The organism is Marinitoga sp. 38H-ov (assembly GCF_011057715.1).
Classification (GTDB): Bacteria; Thermotogota; Thermotogae; order Petrotogales; family Petrotogaceae; genus Marinitoga.
Genome location: NZ_LNGH01000055.1, coordinates 1 through 17947 on the forward strand (window position 1 = coordinate 1; position 17947 = coordinate 17947).

Here is a 17947-nt window from a genome sequence, read left to right on the forward strand (position 1 = left end):
AAAGTTTATCTTTAGAAACATCGATACCAACAAACAACATAGAAACACAACCTTTCAGAATTAGATTCTAACTCTGGGTATATAAGAAAAGAGCCTCGTTATATGTAAGAGCTATAGCTCATTCTCCGGTAGCAATTCAACTTATATACCAAAGTTAGTCAGACTATTCAAGGCACTTAAGTGCAGGAGGTGACAGAATTACTTTAGTTATATAATAACTCAGAGTTAGAATTATTTTTTTAAAAATAAATATCAGATTTATTAATTATATGAAAACATTATACACGAGGAGGTAAGATTATGAAAAAAAGATTTTCATTGTTAGCATTTATTCTAGTTTTATTTTCTTTAACCTTTGCAATTACAGGTCAAGAAGTTCTTGATAATGTAAAAGATGAACATGATAACTTTAAAACAGAAAAATCCTTGGTAATAATGAAATTAAAAGATGCTAATGGTAATATCAGAGAAAGAGAATTTGATATGTACTTGATGCATGATGGTGATGATTCATTAGCTTTAGTAAGATTCAACAAACCATCTGAAGTTAAAAACATCACTTTATTAACATTATCAGATGATGAAATATACTTATACATGCCTGCATATAGAAAAACTAAAAGAATATCTGGTGGAGCAAAAAATGGGAATTTTGTAGGTTCAGATTTTAAATATAATGATATTTCATTATTATATAATGAACAAACAGGAGATTATGATGCAAATTTAATAAAAGAAACAAGAACAGAATATATTGTAGAAGTTATTCCACATGAAAAGGATAATGATTATGCAAAAATAATTATGACAATAAAAAAAGAACATATGTTATTTAAAAAAATTGAGTTTTACAATCATGAAAATAAACTAATAAAAGTTATGACTTTTGAAAATGAAAAAGATTTTAATGGTCATATATTAGCAACAAATATTACATTAAATAATTTAGAAGAAAATCATTCTACAATTTTAGAAATAAAAGAAGTGGAATTTGATATACCAATTACAAAGAAATTTTTTGATAGAAGAAACATATCAAACCCAATATTAAAATATAAATGATGGGGGTGTAAAAGATGAGAAAAAGACTTTTTATATTTTTAATGATACTCTCAACAGTAGTAATTTTGGGATTCAATGGCGATTTGCAATATTTTTATGGATATAATTTCTCAAAAGATGCATCAACTACAATAAGTGGTTTAAAAGCAAATTTATCTTTTGAAAATTCTTTAGACACATTATATTACAAATTATCTCTTGATTTATTCAAATTAAAAAATGGAAAAACATATTTTGATTTTGATATTAATAATTATTCAATGATTTTCCCTTCGGAAATGTACTTAATAAAACCTAATGTACCATGGATGTTATATGTTTTAAATGAAGCATATGCTGATATATATTTCGATGAAGCAACTGTAAGATTTGGAAGATTTATTTTAAATAATGGCAGCTCAACATTATATAGTCCTTCAGTTTTATTAAGCGCACATGATGGATTAAATCCATTTGAAAATTATAAAGCATTACCAGTTGAAGGAATTAACATAAATGGTTATTTAGGTGATTATGTATATGATTTAACCATAATCCCTGAAACATATGATAATATATCTGATTTTGTTTTGTATCCAAAAAATATAAATGAAAATATTATTTACGAAAATGCTGTAACATTAACTTATCAATTTACTGAAAGTAAAAAAGAGGTTGAAAATGCAACAGAAGAACTTATTAATCAATTAATAGCTAATGGATTAGATCTAAATACAATAAATACTATGCTAAACAATCCTTTATTATTAAAAAATGTTGGATTGTCAGATGAACAAATTTATGAAATATATGCTGGTCAAACATTGATGACATTACCATCAACTTATGAAATTAATACAATAACTGCTGAATCAACAAATATAGATGAATTAAATGCAAAAAATATGAATTACGCAGCAAAAATCTCTTTTAATATTTTGGGATATGATTTAAAAATGGGATTTGTACATGACCATTACCATTTTATGGTACCAGAAAAAATAGATATAAAATATTCTGATAATGGAACAGGTGTATCAAATACAGTAATGTATAGACCATCAAGAAATTCTGTTACTTTAGATATACAAGGTGTGTCAAATTTCTTTGATTCTATTAGTTATCATGGGGAAGCAGCGTTTATTATGCCAGAAAAAACTTATACAATAGTAAACACCAGTTATTATGTTCCAGATACTTTACAACCAACAGAAACAACAATAACAACAAATTCAACAAATATAGATATATTTGATAAATATTATGCAAAAGCAGTTGCTGGTATAGAATATACAAAAGGCGAAGATTTAACAATTGGAATAGAAGGATTTAATGGATTACCAACAGAAGAATTAAAGGATCATATTTCATTTGGCGGAGATACGTACATTAAAGCAAAATACTCAAATATTGCTATAGAAGGTTTAGGATTAGTAGCTTTTTCTAAAATTAATGACGAATACAAACCAGGATATATGACAAACATAAAACTTTCTTATTCAGGAATAGATAATTTTGAACCCTCAATTAAAATAAATTACGCATACGCAGAAGATAATGAACATTCTATAAAACAATATGAAAATTTAAATTCTATTTCTTTAAGCTTCAAAACTTATTTCTAAAGAGCCAGAAATTTGGCTCTTTTATTTTTATGTTATAATATAATATCAATTCAGAAATAACAAGGAGTGTTGATAATGAGAATAGCTATAACAGGAGTAACAGGATCAATAGGAACACAAACTTTAGAGGTTTTAGAATTTTTAAAATCTAAAAATTATAATTTTAAGTTAGTGGGAATAAGCGCTGGTAGTAATAAAAACAAAATGTTAGATATAATAAAAAAATGGAAACCAGAATATGCGGCTCTCGAAAATGCAAAACTTGAGAATTTTAATGGAACAAAAATATTAACAGGAAAAGACTCAACAATAGAAATGCTAGAAAAATCTAAACCAGACTTTGTTTTAGTTGCAACTGGAGGTTCTATAGGAATAAAACATACATTAAAAGCAATAGAGGTTTCAAAAAGGGTAGGATTAGCAAATAAAGAATCTATAGTTTGTGGAGGAAAGATGCTGTTAGATTTTGCTATGAAAAATAATACTGAAATAATACCAGTAGATAGTGAGCATAGTGCATTATTCCAACTAAACCATGGAGATTCTACACCTTCAAAAATAATTATTACAGCATCTGGTGGAGCACTAAGAGATTGGCCTATAGAAAAATTGGATGAGGTTAAAGTAGAGGATGTATTAAATCATCCAGTTTGGTCAATGGGAAAAAGAATTACAGTAGATTCTGCAACTATGGTAAATAAAGGACTTGAAGTTATAGAAGCATACCATCTATTTAATTTAAAGAAAGAAAATATCGATGTAGTAATTAACAGAAATAGTCATATACATGCGATTGTAGGATATCCAGATGGAGTTATGAAATTTCATTATGGGATTCCAAGTATGAAAATTCCTATTGCATACTCTATTACTTATCCAGAAAGAATATATGAATATATTTATCCCGATCTAACCTTAGAATCAATTAAATTTGAAAATGTGGATTATAATAGATACCCTGCTTTGAAATTAGCTTTTGATATTTTAGGAGATCAAAAATTGCAAATTGTATATAATGCAGCAGATGAAGTTGCTGTACAATTATTTTTAGAAAGGAAAATTAAATATACAGATATTTATAAATTAATTTATCAATCGATTGATAAATTTATTAATACAAATGTAAAAATTTATGATTTTTATGATATAATAACCCTAGATTATGAAGTAAAATATTATTCGAGAGGGTTGATATTATGAGAAAAGTAAGATTTCATCAAGGTATTTTATTTAAAGCTTTATTATCGCTATCTGTAGTTGTTATAACGGCATTTTTATTCAACGGAATTTTATCTTATAATAATTTAAAAAATTTAACAGACAATTATGTTGAAGAAGGTATAATGAAACAAAGTGTAGAAAATATTGCTGTTACAATACAAACATTCAAAAATGGTTTAACAAATTTAGAAGAAACATTAAAAAATGACGAAATAAATAGATTAAAATCATTAAATGATAGCGCCAAGAGCATAGTTTATTACTATATTAATGAAATGAAAAATGGTAATATGTCAAAAGACGAAACTATTAATGCCATTAAAAATGAAATTAGAAAAATACGATTTGACAATAATCAAGGATATTATTTTATTTTTGATGAAAATGGTATAAATATTATGCATGCCGCTAATCCATCTTTAGAAGGTAAAAATTTATATGATTTACAAGATAAAACTGGCATTTATATTGTTAGAGAACTTATTAAAAAAGCAAAAGATGCATATAGCAATAATGATAGTGGTGTTCTTACATACTATTTTCAAAAACCCAGCGAAGATCAAAACAAAGTTTTTCCAAAATTAGGCGTGTCTTTTTGGATACCAGAATTTAAATGGATAATAGGAACAGGAGTATATATTGATGAAATTGATAAAAAGATTAATGAAAAAAAGAATGAATTTAAAAATGCATTATATGAAGAATTATATAAAACTTCGTATATTGGAGATAACACATATCCAATAATATATAATAAAGATGGATCATATTTTATGTATAAAGATAAATCTAAAATTGGAATAAATTCATCTTCAAAGGATCCTATTTCAGGTAAGTTAATTTCACAATTAGCTATTGAAACAAAAAATGGTTTCTATGAATACATGTACCCTAAAAATAATTCAAAGAAATTATATAAAAAGATCGCTTATGTAAAAAATGTTGATGACTTATATGTTGTTCTTGCTGTATATGAGGATGAAATTTATCAACCATTATATAAAGCAACTTTAAATAATATTATTTCATTAGTAATTGCTATTGTTGTTATTATAATAGTTATTAGTATCGTCATAAAAAAATTAATTTCATCTAAAGTTCATAAATTAGTTGAAGAAATAAACAATATTGAAAAAGGTGATTTAACTAAAGAAATAAAAGTTACTTCAAATACCGAAATGGGATTATTAGAACATTCTTTAGAAAACATGAGAAAATCATTAAAAGAATTAGTTGTATCTTTAATTAAAGAAAATGAAAAAGTAAATGAAGAAAAAAATAAAATAATTGAAAGTTCAAATGAATTACAAATAATAGTAGATAATGTTGAAAAATACCTTGAAAACGCACTAAATGAATCAGACAATGCAGCTTCTTCTATAGAAGAAACCACATCAGGTATTGAAGAAATTGCATCAGCAGCACAAATGGTAAGTTCCTCTGCACAAGATTTGAGTGAAAAGAGCAACAATGTTGAAAAATCCATTTTAGTTGGAGAAAATAGTATTAATGAAATTAAAAGCATAACAAATGAAGCAAAAATCGCTGCTAATGATAATGCAAAAAAAGTAAAGGAATTACAGGATAAATCAGCTAATATTGGCGAAATTGTTGATACAATAGTAAATATTGCTGAGCAAACTAATTTATTAGCATTAAATGCTGCAATAGAAGCTGCAAGAGCTGGAGAGGCAGGAAAGGGTTTTGCTGTTGTTGCAGATGAAATTAGAAAATTAGCAGAGGAAACAAGAAAAGCAACCGAAACTATCTCTGATTTACTTAAAGGGATTAAAAACGAGGCTGATGCAGTTACTGAAAAATCCTTATCAATGTCATCTATTATCGAAAAAGTCACTACAAAAAGCGAAGAAGTATCTGTTGAATTTAATAATATTAAATACACTATTGAAAATATTGTGAGCATGGTTGATAGTTTAGCTTCAAGTTCAGAAGAACAAAGCGCTTCAACAGAAGAAATGGCCGCTGCCATGGATCAAGCATCAAAGAATGTTGTTAATGTTAATGAACAGATTAGAGAATCAAAAGATAATTTCAAAAATATTGAGATAAGAAGTGATGAATTACAAAAAATATCAAACGAATTATCAGAAACTATAAATAAATTAGAATTAGCAATAAATAGATTTAAAATTTAGCTGTGGGTATTCCACAGCTTTTTTATTATATAAGTAACTAAATATTAATAAAATGTCTTGAAAATTCCATATGATAATGTTAAAATAATTTGAAATAAAAAAGTAGGAGGATTCAAATATGAAAGATAAACATTGTTCATTTTGTGGACGTCCAGCAAGTAAGGTAGAAACTTTAATAGCAGGGCCAGGAGTATATATTTGTAATGAATGTGTAGATTTATTTTCTGATTTAATTGAAGAAAAATATTCTAATAATGAAGAAATAAAAGATAATGATATAAAATTACCAACACCTGTTGAAATTAAAGCAGAACTTGATAAATATGTTATTGGGCAAGAACAAGCAAAAAAAACATTATCTGTAGCTGTGTATAATCATTATAAACGTGTATTTTATGGAAATAAACATGATGATGTGGAAATAGAAAAATCAAATGTTTTAATGATTGGTCCAACAGGTACAGGTAAAACTTTAATGGCTAGAGTATTAGCTAAAGTATTAGGAGTGCCTTTTGCAATTGCAGATGCTACACCATTAACAGAAGCAGGGTATGTGGGTGAAGACGTTGAAAATATTATTTTGCGATTATTGCAATCAGCAAATTATGATCCTAAAAAGGCACAAATGGGAATTATATATATAGATGAAATTGATAAAATTACTCGAAAATCACCAAATCCTTCTATTACAAGGGATGTTTCTGGTGAAGGTGTTCAACAAGCATTATTAAAAATAGTCGAAGGAACTGTTGCTAATGTACCGCCACAAGGTGGAAGAAAACATCCATATCAAGAATTTATTAAAGTAGACACATCAAATATATTATTTATAGCTGGCGGAGCATTTGATGGGCTTGATGAAATAATCAAACAAAGAATTTTAACAACAACTATGGGCTTTGGAACTGAAGTAAAAAGCAAAAATGATATGAAACTAGGAGAATTATTAAAGAATGTAACTCAAGATGATTTAGTTCATTTTGGATTAATACCAGAATTTGTAGGTAGATTTCCTGTTGTTACAACATTAGGAGATTTAAGCGCTGAAGATTTAGTAAAAATCATAAAAGAGCCAAAAAACGCTATATTAAAGCAATATCAAAAAATGTTAGAATTAGATGGAATCAAATTAGAATTTACAGATGATGCATTACTAGAAATTGCAAAGGTTGCATTGAAAAAAGGTACTGGTGCAAGAGCTTTAAAAAGTGTATTTGAAGATGTAATGTTAGATATTATGTTTGAAGCTCCTAATAAAAAAGGAATAGTAGAAAAAATTATTATAGATGAAAATGTTGTTAAAGGAGAAAAGGAACCCATAATGATCGAACGGGAGAGTGCATAATGGAACCTATTATTTTCTCTATTGAAACTTCATGTGATGAAACAGCAGTTGCTATATTAAAAGGAAAAAATGAAGTCTTATCACATTTAGTTGTTTCTCAAATTGATATACATAAAATTTTTGGTGGAGTTGTACCTGAAATTGCATCTAGAAAACATTTAAATTATTTAAACAAATTAACAGAAAAGGCTTTTTCAGAAGCAAACATCAAACCAGAAGAAATATCTGCAATAGCAGTTACATATGGCCCCGGTTTAGTCGGGGCTTTGCTTATAGGATTAAACTTTGCAAAAGGGTTAGCTTTAAATTTAAATAAACCTTTGATAGGTGTAAATCATTTATATGGTCATATATATGCAAATTTTTTAGCTTTCCCAGAATTAAAACCTCCATTTTTGGTGTTACTCGTATCTGGTGGACATACTATGATTTTGCATGCAAAAGATTTTTTGCATTTTGAAATAGTAGGTCAAACTATGGACGATGCTGCAGGAGAGGCATTTGATAAGGTTGCAAGAATGCTAAATTTAGGATATCCAGGTGGTCCTAAAATTGATAAATTAGCTCAAAATGGTGATCCTATTTATGATTTTCCTAGACCTTTATATCATAAAGGTTATGATTTTAGTTTTAGCGGTTTAAAAACATCATTGTTATATTTTACAAAAGAAAATAAAAATTATAAGATAGAAGATGTTGCGGCGTCTTTTCAAAAAGCTTTAATAGATACATTAATACATAAAACAATTAAAGCTTCTAAAGATTTAAAAGTTAATAATATTATTATAGCTGGTGGAGTAGCGGCTAATTCGTATTTAAGAAAAAAAATAAATGAAGAACAAGAAAAAAATAATAAATTAAACATTTATTTTCCACCATTAAATTTATGTACAGATAATGCCTTAATGATAGCAAGAGCAGCATATGAAAAATATATTAGAAATAAATTTGCAGATTTAAAATTAGATGCAATGCCTAATTTGGGGTTGAAAGATATATGTTAAAAGGCAAGATAGGTTTAGCTCCAATGGCAGATTATACAGATTTCTCATATAGAGAAATCTGTAGAGAATATGGATCAGAATTTTCTTTTACAGAAATGATTAGTATAGAAGCATTAATAAGAGATAAAAAAGAAAGCTTTAATATGTTACCAAAAGAAAATGAGGAAAATATTGGAATTCAGTTATTTGGATCTAATATAAACAGTTTTATACAAGCTGCAAAATTAGTTCAAAACAAGGGTAATTGGATAGATATTAATGCCGGATGTCCTGTGAAAAAGGTTATAAAAAAAGGGGCAGGTTCTGCACTTTTAAAAGATTTAAATAAATTAGGTGATATAATAAAAGCATTAAAAGAGAATATTGATAAACCTGTTGGCGTAAAAATAAGATTAGGTTTTGAAGAGGATTATGCAGAGAAAATAATAGAAGTTGTTCAAAAAAATAAAGCAGATTATGTTATTGTTCATGCAAGGACACAGAAACAATTGTATTCCGGCAAAGCAAATTGGAATAGGTTTAATGATTTAAAAAAAATATGTGAAATCCCATTAGGTGCTAGCGGTGATATCTACTCATATGATGATGCAAAAATTGTTATGGAAAAATATATGGCTGATTTTGTTGTTATCGCTAGAGGAAGTATAGGAAATCCATGGATATTCTCAAATATTACGCCTGACATAAATGAAATAAAAAAAGTTATATTAAAACATGCTAATTTAATGATTAATGAACATGGAGAAGAAAAAGCTATTAGAAGATTCAAAAAAATTTTTATAGGTTATACAAAAGGAATGAAAAATGCTAGAGAAATTAGAAAAAAAATCCCTTATTTATATACATATAATGATTTAATAAATATTGTAAATATATTGGAGTGATTAATATTTTACAATTAGGAATAATACAATATCCCAAAAAAACAAGTTTATCCGAAATGGTTTTTAATGAATATTTTAAAAAAGTAAATATTAATGCTATATATGAGGGTATAAATATTCATCCAAATATATTTGATAATGAAATAAAAGGTATATTAGAAAAATATTATGGTTTGAATATCACTATACCTTTTAAGGAAAGAATTTTTAAATATTTAGATTATGCAAATGAAAGTGCTGTTTTCTTAGAAGCTATTAACACTATTCATAATAATATGGGATATAACACCGATTGGATAGGGTTTTATAATTCTATAAACGAAAAATTAGATGGAAATATATTAGTTTTTGGAGCAGGTGGTGCCGCTAAAGCAGTTTTATATGGATTACATAAATTAGGTGTAGATAAATTATGTTTAGTAAATAGAACATATGAAAAAGCAATTGAATTAAAAAAATTATTTTTTAAGAAATTAGATATTAAAGTAATAGAATATGAAAAATTAAATTCAGAAATAAAAAACGCAAATATTTTTATTAACACAACATCGTTAGGTATGTTTAATGAAAAAATACCCGTAAAATTACATAATAATATTAGTTTAGTATATGATGTTGTATATTTTCATACACCATTACAAAAAGAAGCTGAATTATTAGGAATTAAAACAATAAACGGAAAAGAAATGTGGTATCAACAAGCTATACAAAATTTAAAAATTTGGAATATGTATGATGAAAAAATATTTAAACAAGTATTTAATTCTATAATTCTATAATTTCATGTGATATAATTAGCTTTGAGAGATTCTCAAAGCTAATTTTTAATGATATATGAATGAGGTTGATAAAATGGATTATATTATTTCTGGCGATTCACACGGAAAAGAGATGATTGGTACATTAATTGGAATTCCAGCAGGTTTAGAAATAGATACTGAAAAAATCAATAATGATTTAAAAAGACGACAAAATACATATGGTCGTGGAAAGAGAATGGAAATTGAAGCTGATAAAGTTGAAATAATTTCAGGAATTTGGAAAGGTTATACAACAGGAGCTCCTATTACATTAAAAATAACAAATAATGGGAAAAATACAGAAAAAGAAACAAGAAGCATACCAAGACCCGGACATGGCGACTTTAGTGCTTATATGAAATATAAATTACCAGATTTAAATATATATACAGAAAGAAATAGTGCAAGATGGACTGTAGTATTAACTGCTCTTGGAGCCATTGCAAAGCAATTCTTAGAAAAATTAAACATTAGAGTGTTTGGTTATGTAAAATCTATAGGAAGAATAAAAAATGACTTTATTTCTTCTATAAACCTCCCAAATGAGAAAATAAACAAATTAATGGAAGAAGAAATTGATAAAGCTAAAAGAGAAGGAAATACTCTTGGCGGAAGCGTAAAAATTATTGCTCAAAATATAATTCCAGGTATAGGAGGATACTCAAATATTTGTGAAAAATTAGATTCAAAAATTGGAAAATTATTTATGGCTATACCTTCAGTAAAAGGATTAATAATAGGAAATGATGATTTTTCGCTTTCAGGTAAAGAATATCATGATGAGTTTTATATAAAAAATAATAAAATCAAAAGAAAAACAAATAATGCTGGAGGTATTGAAGCTGGAATTACAAATGGAGAAGATATTGAAATAACTGTTTTTTTAAAACCAATACCTACACTTGGGAATCCTTTAAAATCTATTGATTTAAAAACATTAAATGAAGTTGATGCTCCATACATAAGATCTGATATTACAATAGTTCCAGCTAGTGTGGTTATTTTTGAAAACGCATTATCTTTAATTTTAATGGAAAGTATTTTAGAAAGATTTGGTAATGATAATTTTGATGAGATTATCAGGAGGTATAATAGTGCCAATATTTTTAATTGGAATGATGGGTTGTGGAAAGACAACAATAGGTAAAGTATTAAGTGAAATTTTAAATAAAAGATTCATAGATTTAGATGAAGAAATTGAGAAAAAAGAAAATATGAAAATATCAGATATTTTTTCTAAAAAAGGTGAAAATTATTTTAGAGAAATAGAAAGTAATCTTTTATTTCAAATGAAAGATAATGATGCTATTATATCTACTGGTGGAGGAATAATATTAAAAAAAATAAATAGAGAGTTTTTAAAAAAATATAAAACTTTGTTTTTGTATGTACCTATAGAAGAGATATTAGAAAGAGTGGATATAAAAAATAGACCATTATTAAAAAATGGAAAAAATAAATTATTTGAAATTTGGGAAGATAGAAAAGATTTATACAATCAATTTGAAAAAGTAAATTTATCGAATTTAAGTGTATATGAATCTGCAGCAAAAATATTATATTATATTACTGAGAACAATGAGGAAATTATAGAAAATGATTTTCAATCTGTTATTTTAAAGACTAAAGGGCTAGAAAACTTAAAAAATGAAAAAAATATTTTTGTAAGTAATAGCGTAAATAGAATATATGGAGATTATTTTAACTGTCCATATGTTTTAGATGATGGAGAGAAAATAAAAAACTTTGATAATTTAGACATATTATATAGATATTTAATAGAAAAAGAAATAAATAGATCAGATTCATTAATAGCAGTAGGTGGAGGCACAGTAACTGATTTGATAGGATATGTTGGAGCTACCTTTAAAAGAGGAGTTAAAATAATATTTTATCCTACAACATTATTAGCACAAGTTGATGCAGCTTTAGGTGGCAAAACAGCTGTTAATCTTGATAAAATAAAAAATGTTATAGGAACATTCTATAAACCTGAAAAAGTTATAATAGATCCTTTAAGTATTATATCTTTAAAAGAAGAGAATTATATTGAAGGAATAATTGAGGCTTTCAAAGTTTCTTTAATAGATGGAAATATTAATCTTTTTATTGATAATATAGAAAAGATAAAAAAAAGAGATTTAAATACTTTAATAAAAATAATAAAATATGCAGTTAAAGTAAAATTGGATATTGTTTCAAAAGATCCATATGATAAAAATATAAGAAAAGCTTTGAATTTAGGACACACATTTGGACATGCTTTTGAAAGTTATACAAATATTCCACATGGACTTTCTGTAGGATGGGGATTAATAAAAGAATTAGAATTTTTTAGTACAAATTTAAAAGATAAAGAATATATTTTAGATTTTTTAAATAAAATTATTCCAAGAAATATTTTAAATATGGAAATTAATAATGAAAATTTAATAAAATATATATATCAAGATAAAAAAATTATATCAAAAGAGGAGATAACTATTCCAGTTATTGAAGAAGTAGGAAAATTTAAATTAAAAAATATCAATTTAAAACATATAAAAAACAAATATTAAAAATATGTAGTAACAATATAAGGAAGTTTGAGTTAAGATACTAAAAAACAAAATAAAAAGAGAGGGTTTTGTGATATGATATTAGTAGTGAATGGTCCTAACCTTAATATGTTAGGGAAACGCCCAAAAAGTATATATGGACTATTTTCTTATGAAGATTTATTATTTGAGATAAAAAAATGGTCAGAAAGAAATGGAATACCTGTCGATATTTTTCAGTCAAATTGCGAAGGGGAAATAATTGATAGACTTCAAAAAATGGACTTTAAAGGGCTCATTATTAATGCAGGTGCTTATACACATTATAGTTATGCGATTAGAGATGCTCTCGAAATTTTAAATATACCAAAAATAGAATTGCATATTTCTAATATATATAAAAGAGAAGATTTTAGAAAAAATAGTGTAATAGCCCCTGTTTGTGATGGACAAATTACAGGGTTAGGACTCGATGGATATATCCTGGCATTGGATTATCTAAAAAAATTATTATGGAAAGAGGTAGAAAATGGTAAAATTAGAAAAGTTTGAAAAACTAGGTTTATCAGAAACAACGTTAAAAGCATTGAAAAAGAAAGGGTTTGAGGAACCAACTCCAATACAAGAAAAGGTTATACCGTTATTATTACAAGAAAATGTTGACGTAATTGGGCAAGCTCAAACTGGAACTGGTAAAACAGCTGCTTTTGGATTACCTTTAATTGAAAAATTAAAACCATCTAAAAAAGTAAAAGCTATAATTTTAACTCCAACAAGGGAATTAGCTGTTCAAGTAGCTGAAGAAATTAATTCTTTAAAAGGTAACAACAAGTTAAATGTATTACCCATTTATGGTGGTCAATCAATTGAAAATCAAATTAGTAGGTTAAAAAAAGGTGTTGATGTTGTTGTTGGAACACCTGGAAGAGTATTAGATCATATCAAAAGAAGAACTTTAGATTTAAGTTATGTAAAATATTTTATTCTTGATGAAGCAGATGAAATGCTAGATATGGGATTTATTGATGATGTAGAAGAAATTTTATCTAACGCTCCAAATGATAGGCAAATATTACTTTTTTCTGCTACAATGCCTTCAAGAATTATTTCATTAGCAAAAAAACATATGAAGAATTATAAGATTATATCTGTAAAACCAGAACAATTAACTACAGAATTAACTGAACAAATTTACTTTGAAGTATCTGAACAAGACAAATTTGAAGCATTATGTAGAATAATAGATATTGAACCAGAATTTTATGGTCTTGTTTTTTGTAGAACAAAAGTAGATGTTGATACAGTATCTAATAGGTTAATTGATAGAGGCTATAGTGCTGAAGCGTTACACGGTGATTTATCCCAATATCAAAGAGAAAGAATTTTGAAGAAATTTAAATCAAAAAGAGCAAATATTCTTGTAGCTACTGATGTTGCAGCAAGGGGTATAGATATTAACGATTTAACACATGTAATTAATTATTCATTACCTCAAAATCCGGAATCATATGTTCATAGAATCGGAAGAACTGGTAGAGCCGGGAAAGAAGGAACTGCTATAACATTTGTAACTCCAGAAGAATATAGAAAATTATTATTTATTAAAAGAATTTCAAAAAGTAATATTAAAAAAATGCCAATTCCAAAAGTTAAAGACGTTATTGAAACAAAAAAATTAAGAATTAAGAATGAAATTAATTCTATTTTAGAACATAATGCATATGAGAATTATTTAAAATTAGCTAAAGAAATGCTTGAAGATAATAATCCAGAAGAAGTTCTTGCAGCTGTTTTAAAATATGCATTCCAAGATGAGTTAGATGAAAGAAATTATAGGGAGATTAAAGAAGTATCTTCTGTAGATAAAAAAGGGAAAACAAGATTATTTGTAGCTTTAGGTAGAGATGATGATTTAACAATAGAAAAATTAAAAAATATGATAAAAGAGTATACAAATTTACAAAATATATATCTAAAAGATGTTAGAATACTTGATAAGTTCTCATTTATGACTGTGCCATTTGAAGAAGCTGAAATTATTTTACAGGCATTTAAAATGAAAAAAAGAGGTAGAAAGCCTATAATATCAAAGGCTAAAGAAAAAAAGAGAAAGGCGGAATAATATGAAAGTACAAAAAGGAAGTGTTGTAAAATTACACTATAAAGGGACATTAAGTGATGGGAGTGTTTTCGATTCATCTGAAGGAAGAGAACCATTAGAATTTACAGCAGGTGCTGGACAAGTAATACCAGGATTTGATAAGGCTGTTATGGATATGGAAGTTGGAGAAAAGAAAACATTTACTATCCCTTCTGAAGAAGCATATGGAGAGTATTCAGAAGAAAAAGTATTTGAATTACCAAGACAAAGTTTCCCACCAAATATTGATGAAGCTTTGGGACAAACTGTTCAATTAGGCGATCAATCTGGTAATGTATTTTTAGCAAAAATATTAGAAGTTACAGATGAAATAGTAAAAATGGATACTAATCATCCTTTAGCAGGAAAAGATTTAACATTTGAAATCGAAATTGTAGAAATTAATTAAAATCACTGGGAGGAAAGACTATGAAAAAAGTAGAACTACTTTCCCCCGCTGGTAATATGGAAAAATTAAAAATGGTTTTCCGCTACGGTGCTGATGCAGCTTACCTTGGCGGAAAATTTTTCAATTTAAGAGCATTAGCGGGGAATTTTTCAAATGAAGAGATTATAGAAGCTGTTAATTACGCTCATTCATTAGGTAAAAAAATTTATGTAACTTTAAATATTATTGCACATAATAATGAAATTGACAAAGTAGCTGATTATGCAAAATTTTTAGAGTCAGCAGGCGTAGATGCAGTAATAGTTGCTGATTTAGGTGTATTTAAAGTAGTTAGAGAAAATACTAATTTAGATATAAATGTGAGCACCCAAGCAAGTAATACAAATTGGATGAGTGTTAAAGTATGGAAAGATATGGGAGCTAAAAGAATAATTTTAGCAAGAGAACTTTCATTGAAAGAAATTAGAGAAATTAAAGATAAAGTGCCTGATGTCGAACTTGAAGTTTTTGTTCATGGCGCAATGTGTATGTCTATTTCTGGAAGATGCTTATTAAGTAATTATTTAACTGGTAGAGACGCTAATAGAGGAGCTTGCGCTCAACCTTGTAGATGGAAATATCATTTAGTAGAAGAAAATAGACCTGGAGAATACTATCCTATTTATGAGGATGAACGAGGTACATTTATAATGAACTCTCGTGATTTATGTACAATTGATTTCTTAGATCAAATTTTAGATACTGGAGTTGATAGTTTAAAAATAGAAGGAAGAATGAAAGGTATATACTATGGTGCAATGGTAACTAAAGTATATAGAGAAGCTATTGATAAATATTACGAAGGTAAATTCGAATATGATCCAAAGTGGATGGATATGCTTAATTCTGTAAGTAATAGAAAATATACTAAGGGATTTTTCTTTGGAAATCCTGGACCTGAAGGACAAAATTATGATTCATCATCATATAACAAAACTCATGATATTGTTGCAAAAGTCATTGGAAAATCTAAAGATAATAAATCTATTCTTGAAGTTAGAAGTAAAGTAAAAGTTGGGGATGAAATAGAAGTTATAAAACCAAAAGGCGATCCTATTAAAATGATTATGCCAGAAATGATAAAAATGAGAAAAGGTCAAGAAGAAGGTAAAATAGAAATAGCAAATCCAAATATGATTATTAAAGTTGATCTTGATTTAGAAGAAATGGATATATTAAGAAAAAAACTATAATTCTGCTCTGCAATATGCAGAGCTATTTTTTTAGTTATTGTAAATTAATATCAAAAATAATTATTAAAATTTTTAATATAAAAAAGGATTTATAATTTTAGTCTTTTTTTATACAAAATTGAATCGCAAACTATTTTATTTATTTTTCTAATACATTTTTCATTAAAGGCATTTGAAATTAAAAATATTTATTTTATGTAAAAATAATTTGTATTATTAATATAAAATTCACTATAGGATAGCTTTTGAAATATTTTTCACATATATATAGACAAAAAGAAAAAAATATGTTATAATAATAACTGATTTGTAACATTTTATTTTAGGAGGGGATAGTATGAAGAAGTTTTTAGTTGTATTGTTATTAGTGTTTTCCTTAACAATTTTTGCAGAACCACTTTTTAAAATTGGTGTTGTAACAGGTACAGTATCTCAATCTGAAGATGATCTAAGAGGAGCAGAACAACTTATTAAAGAGTATAAAGATATGATTGTCCACGTTACATACCCAGACAATTTTATGCAAGAAATGGAAACAACTATTGCACAAATAGTCGGATTAGCAGATGATCCTCTTATAAAAGCTATAGTTGTTAACCAAGCTGTTCCAGGAACGGTTGAAGCATTTAGAAGAGTAAGAGAAAAAAGACCTGATATATTATTATTAGCAGGTAATCCCCATGAAGATCCTACAATGATAGCAGATGTTGCAGATGTTGCTGTAACTCCTGATAATGTAGCAAGAGGATATTTAATTGTTAAAGCTGCAAAGATGTTAGGAGCAGATACATTTATGCACATTTCTTTCCCAAGACATATGAGTTATGAATTATTATCTAGAAGAAGAAATATAATGAAAGTAGCAGCTGAAGATTTAGGAATGAAATTTGTTGATATGGGTTCTCCAGATCCAGTTAGTGATGTCGGTATTGCTGGAGCACAACAGTTTATCTTAGAAAAAGTTCCTGCATGGTTAGACGAATACGGTAAAAATACAGCTTTCTTCTGTACAAATGACGCTCATACAGAACCATTATTAAAAAGAATTGCAGAATTGGGTGGATATTTTATAGAAGCTGATTTACCTTCACCTACAATGGGTTATCCAGGTGCTTTAGGTATTACATTTACTGAAGAAGAAAAAGGTAATTGGCCAGCTATTTTAAAGAAAGTTGAAGAAGCAGTTATAGCAAAAGGTGGAGCAGGAAGAATGGGAACATGGGCATACTCATTTGGTTATACAACAACAGCAGCATTAGGAGATTTAGCTATCAAAGCTGTATTAGGAATTGCAGAAGTTGATAATTTTGATGATGTTATGGCATCATTTAGAAAATACACTCCAGGTGCTGGATGGAATGGTAGCTTCTATGTAGATGCAGATGAAGTTGAAAGAGAAAATTTCATCTTAGTATATCAAGATACATATGTATTTGGAAAAGGTTATTTACATATGACAGATTTGGAAGTTCCTGAAAAATATTTTGAAATTAGATAAAAATTATCGATGTGTTGGCCTTGGCCAACACATCTTATATTAAACAAATTTGCTT

General features: G+C 27.0%; 15 protein-coding genes. All 15 read left to right on the forward strand.

Annotated elements, in window-relative coordinates; genetic code table 11:
* Nucleotides 1-300: 300 nt before the first annotated feature.
* Nucleotides 301-1062, forward strand: coding sequence for an outer membrane lipoprotein-sorting protein (locus AS160_RS10810; protein ID WP_165148926.1), 762 nt, complete (start codon nucleotides 301-303; stop codon nucleotides 1060-1062).
* 14 nt (nucleotides 1063-1076) lie between these two features.
* On the forward strand, nucleotides 1077-2666 hold the full coding sequence (locus AS160_RS10815; protein ID WP_165148929.1) for a hypothetical protein: 1590 nt from the start codon (nucleotides 1077-1079) through the stop codon (nucleotides 2664-2666).
* 75 nt (nucleotides 2667-2741) lie between these two features.
* Nucleotides 2742-3866, forward strand: a complete 1125-nt coding sequence (dxr, locus tag AS160_RS10820; RefSeq protein WP_165148932.1) for a 1-deoxy-D-xylulose-5-phosphate reductoisomerase — start codon at nucleotides 2742-2744, stop codon at nucleotides 3864-3866.
* A complete protein-coding gene (locus AS160_RS10825) occupies nucleotides 3863-6043 on the forward strand; it encodes a cache domain-containing protein (protein WP_165148934.1) in 2181 nt (726 codons plus the stop codon). Before dxr ends, AS160_RS10825 begins: the two co-directional genes overlap by 4 nt.
* 118 nt (nucleotides 6044-6161) lie before the next feature.
* Entirely contained in the window at nucleotides 6162-7388 is a 1227-nt protein-coding gene (clpX, locus tag AS160_RS10830) for an ATP-dependent Clp protease ATP-binding subunit ClpX (protein ID WP_165148937.1), read from the forward strand.
* Nucleotides 7388-8392: a tRNA (adenosine(37)-N6)-threonylcarbamoyltransferase complex transferase subunit TsaD gene (gene tsaD / locus AS160_RS10835; RefSeq protein WP_165148940.1), complete on the forward strand. Its 1005-nt coding sequence runs from the start codon at nucleotides 7388-7390 to the stop codon at nucleotides 8390-8392. The genes clpX and tsaD overlap by 1 nt, the downstream gene beginning before the upstream one ends.
* Nucleotides 8386-9276: a tRNA-dihydrouridine synthase family protein gene (locus AS160_RS10840; protein ID WP_165148943.1), complete on the forward strand. Its 891-nt coding sequence runs from the start codon at nucleotides 8386-8388 to the stop codon at nucleotides 9274-9276. The genes tsaD and AS160_RS10840 overlap by 7 nt, the downstream gene beginning before the upstream one ends.
* Nucleotides 9273-10055 (forward strand): shikimate dehydrogenase, encoded by a 783-nt coding sequence (locus tag AS160_RS10845; RefSeq protein WP_277601317.1) that lies wholly within the window; start codon nucleotides 9273-9275, stop codon nucleotides 10053-10055. Before AS160_RS10840 ends, AS160_RS10845 begins: the two co-directional genes overlap by 4 nt.
* 73 nt (nucleotides 10056-10128) lie before the next feature.
* On the forward strand, nucleotides 10129-11223 hold the full coding sequence (gene aroC, locus AS160_RS10850) for a chorismate synthase (protein ID WP_165148946.1): 1095 nt from the start codon (nucleotides 10129-10131) through the stop codon (nucleotides 11221-11223).
* Nucleotides 11171-12634, forward strand: coding sequence for a shikimate kinase (locus AS160_RS10855; RefSeq protein WP_165148949.1), 1464 nt, complete (start codon nucleotides 11171-11173; stop codon nucleotides 12632-12634). Before aroC ends, AS160_RS10855 begins: the two co-directional genes overlap by 53 nt.
* Nucleotides 12635-12709: 75 nt before the next feature.
* Nucleotides 12710-13165 (forward strand): type II 3-dehydroquinate dehydratase, encoded by a 456-nt coding sequence (gene aroQ / locus AS160_RS10860; RefSeq protein ID WP_165148952.1) that lies wholly within the window; start codon nucleotides 12710-12712, stop codon nucleotides 13163-13165.
* Nucleotides 13143-14735: a DEAD/DEAH box helicase gene (locus AS160_RS10865; protein ID WP_165148955.1), complete on the forward strand. Its 1593-nt coding sequence runs from the start codon at nucleotides 13143-13145 to the stop codon at nucleotides 14733-14735. The genes aroQ and AS160_RS10865 overlap by 23 nt, the downstream gene beginning before the upstream one ends.
* A 1-nt stretch (nucleotide 14736) precedes the next feature.
* Complete coding sequence (locus AS160_RS10870; protein WP_165148958.1) at nucleotides 14737-15162, forward strand: peptidylprolyl isomerase; 426 nt, start codon at nucleotides 14737-14739, stop codon at nucleotides 15160-15162.
* A gap of 20 nt (nucleotides 15163-15182) precedes the next feature.
* On the forward strand, nucleotides 15183-16394 hold the full coding sequence (locus AS160_RS10875) for a U32 family peptidase (protein WP_165148961.1): 1212 nt from the start codon (nucleotides 15183-15185) through the stop codon (nucleotides 16392-16394).
* A 337-nt stretch (nucleotides 16395-16731) separates the two neighbouring features.
* A complete protein-coding gene (locus tag AS160_RS10880; protein ID WP_165148964.1) occupies nucleotides 16732-17892 on the forward strand; it encodes a DUF3798 domain-containing protein in 1161 nt (386 codons plus the stop codon).
* The last annotated feature ends 55 nt before the right edge of the window (nucleotides 17893-17947 follow it).

Coding starts and splice junctions, on each gene's coding strand:
- AS160_RS10810 (WP_165148926.1), top strand. CDS start 301: ATGAAAAAAAGATTTTCATTGTTAGCATTTATTCTAGTTTTATTTTCT.
- AS160_RS10825 (WP_165148934.1), top strand. CDS start 3,863: ATGAGAAAAGTAAGATTTCATCAAGGTATTTTATTTAAAGCTTTATTA.
- AS160_RS10875 (WP_165148961.1), top strand. CDS start 15,183: ATGAAAAAAGTAGAACTACTTTCCCCCGCTGGTAATATGGAAAAATTA.
- aroC (WP_165148946.1), top strand. CDS start 10,129: ATGGATTATATTATTTCTGGCGATTCACACGGAAAAGAGATGATTGGT.
- AS160_RS10880 (WP_165148964.1), top strand. CDS start 16,732: ATGAAGAAGTTTTTAGTTGTATTGTTATTAGTGTTTTCCTTAACAATT.
- AS160_RS10840 (WP_165148943.1), top strand. CDS start 8,386: ATGTTAAAAGGCAAGATAGGTTTAGCTCCAATGGCAGATTATACAGAT.
- aroQ (WP_165148952.1), top strand. CDS start 12,710: ATGATATTAGTAGTGAATGGTCCTAACCTTAATATGTTAGGGAAACGC.
- tsaD (WP_165148940.1), top strand. CDS start 7,388: ATGGAACCTATTATTTTCTCTATTGAAACTTCATGTGATGAAACAGCA.
- AS160_RS10865 (WP_165148955.1), top strand. CDS start 13,143: ATGGTAAAATTAGAAAAGTTTGAAAAACTAGGTTTATCAGAAACAACG.
- dxr (WP_165148932.1), top strand. CDS start 2,742: ATGAGAATAGCTATAACAGGAGTAACAGGATCAATAGGAACACAAACT.
- AS160_RS10815 (WP_165148929.1), top strand. CDS start 1,077: ATGAGAAAAAGACTTTTTATATTTTTAATGATACTCTCAACAGTAGTA.
- clpX (WP_165148937.1), top strand. CDS start 6,162: ATGAAAGATAAACATTGTTCATTTTGTGGACGTCCAGCAAGTAAGGTA.
- AS160_RS10870 (WP_165148958.1), top strand. CDS start 14,737: ATGAAAGTACAAAAAGGAAGTGTTGTAAAATTACACTATAAAGGGACA.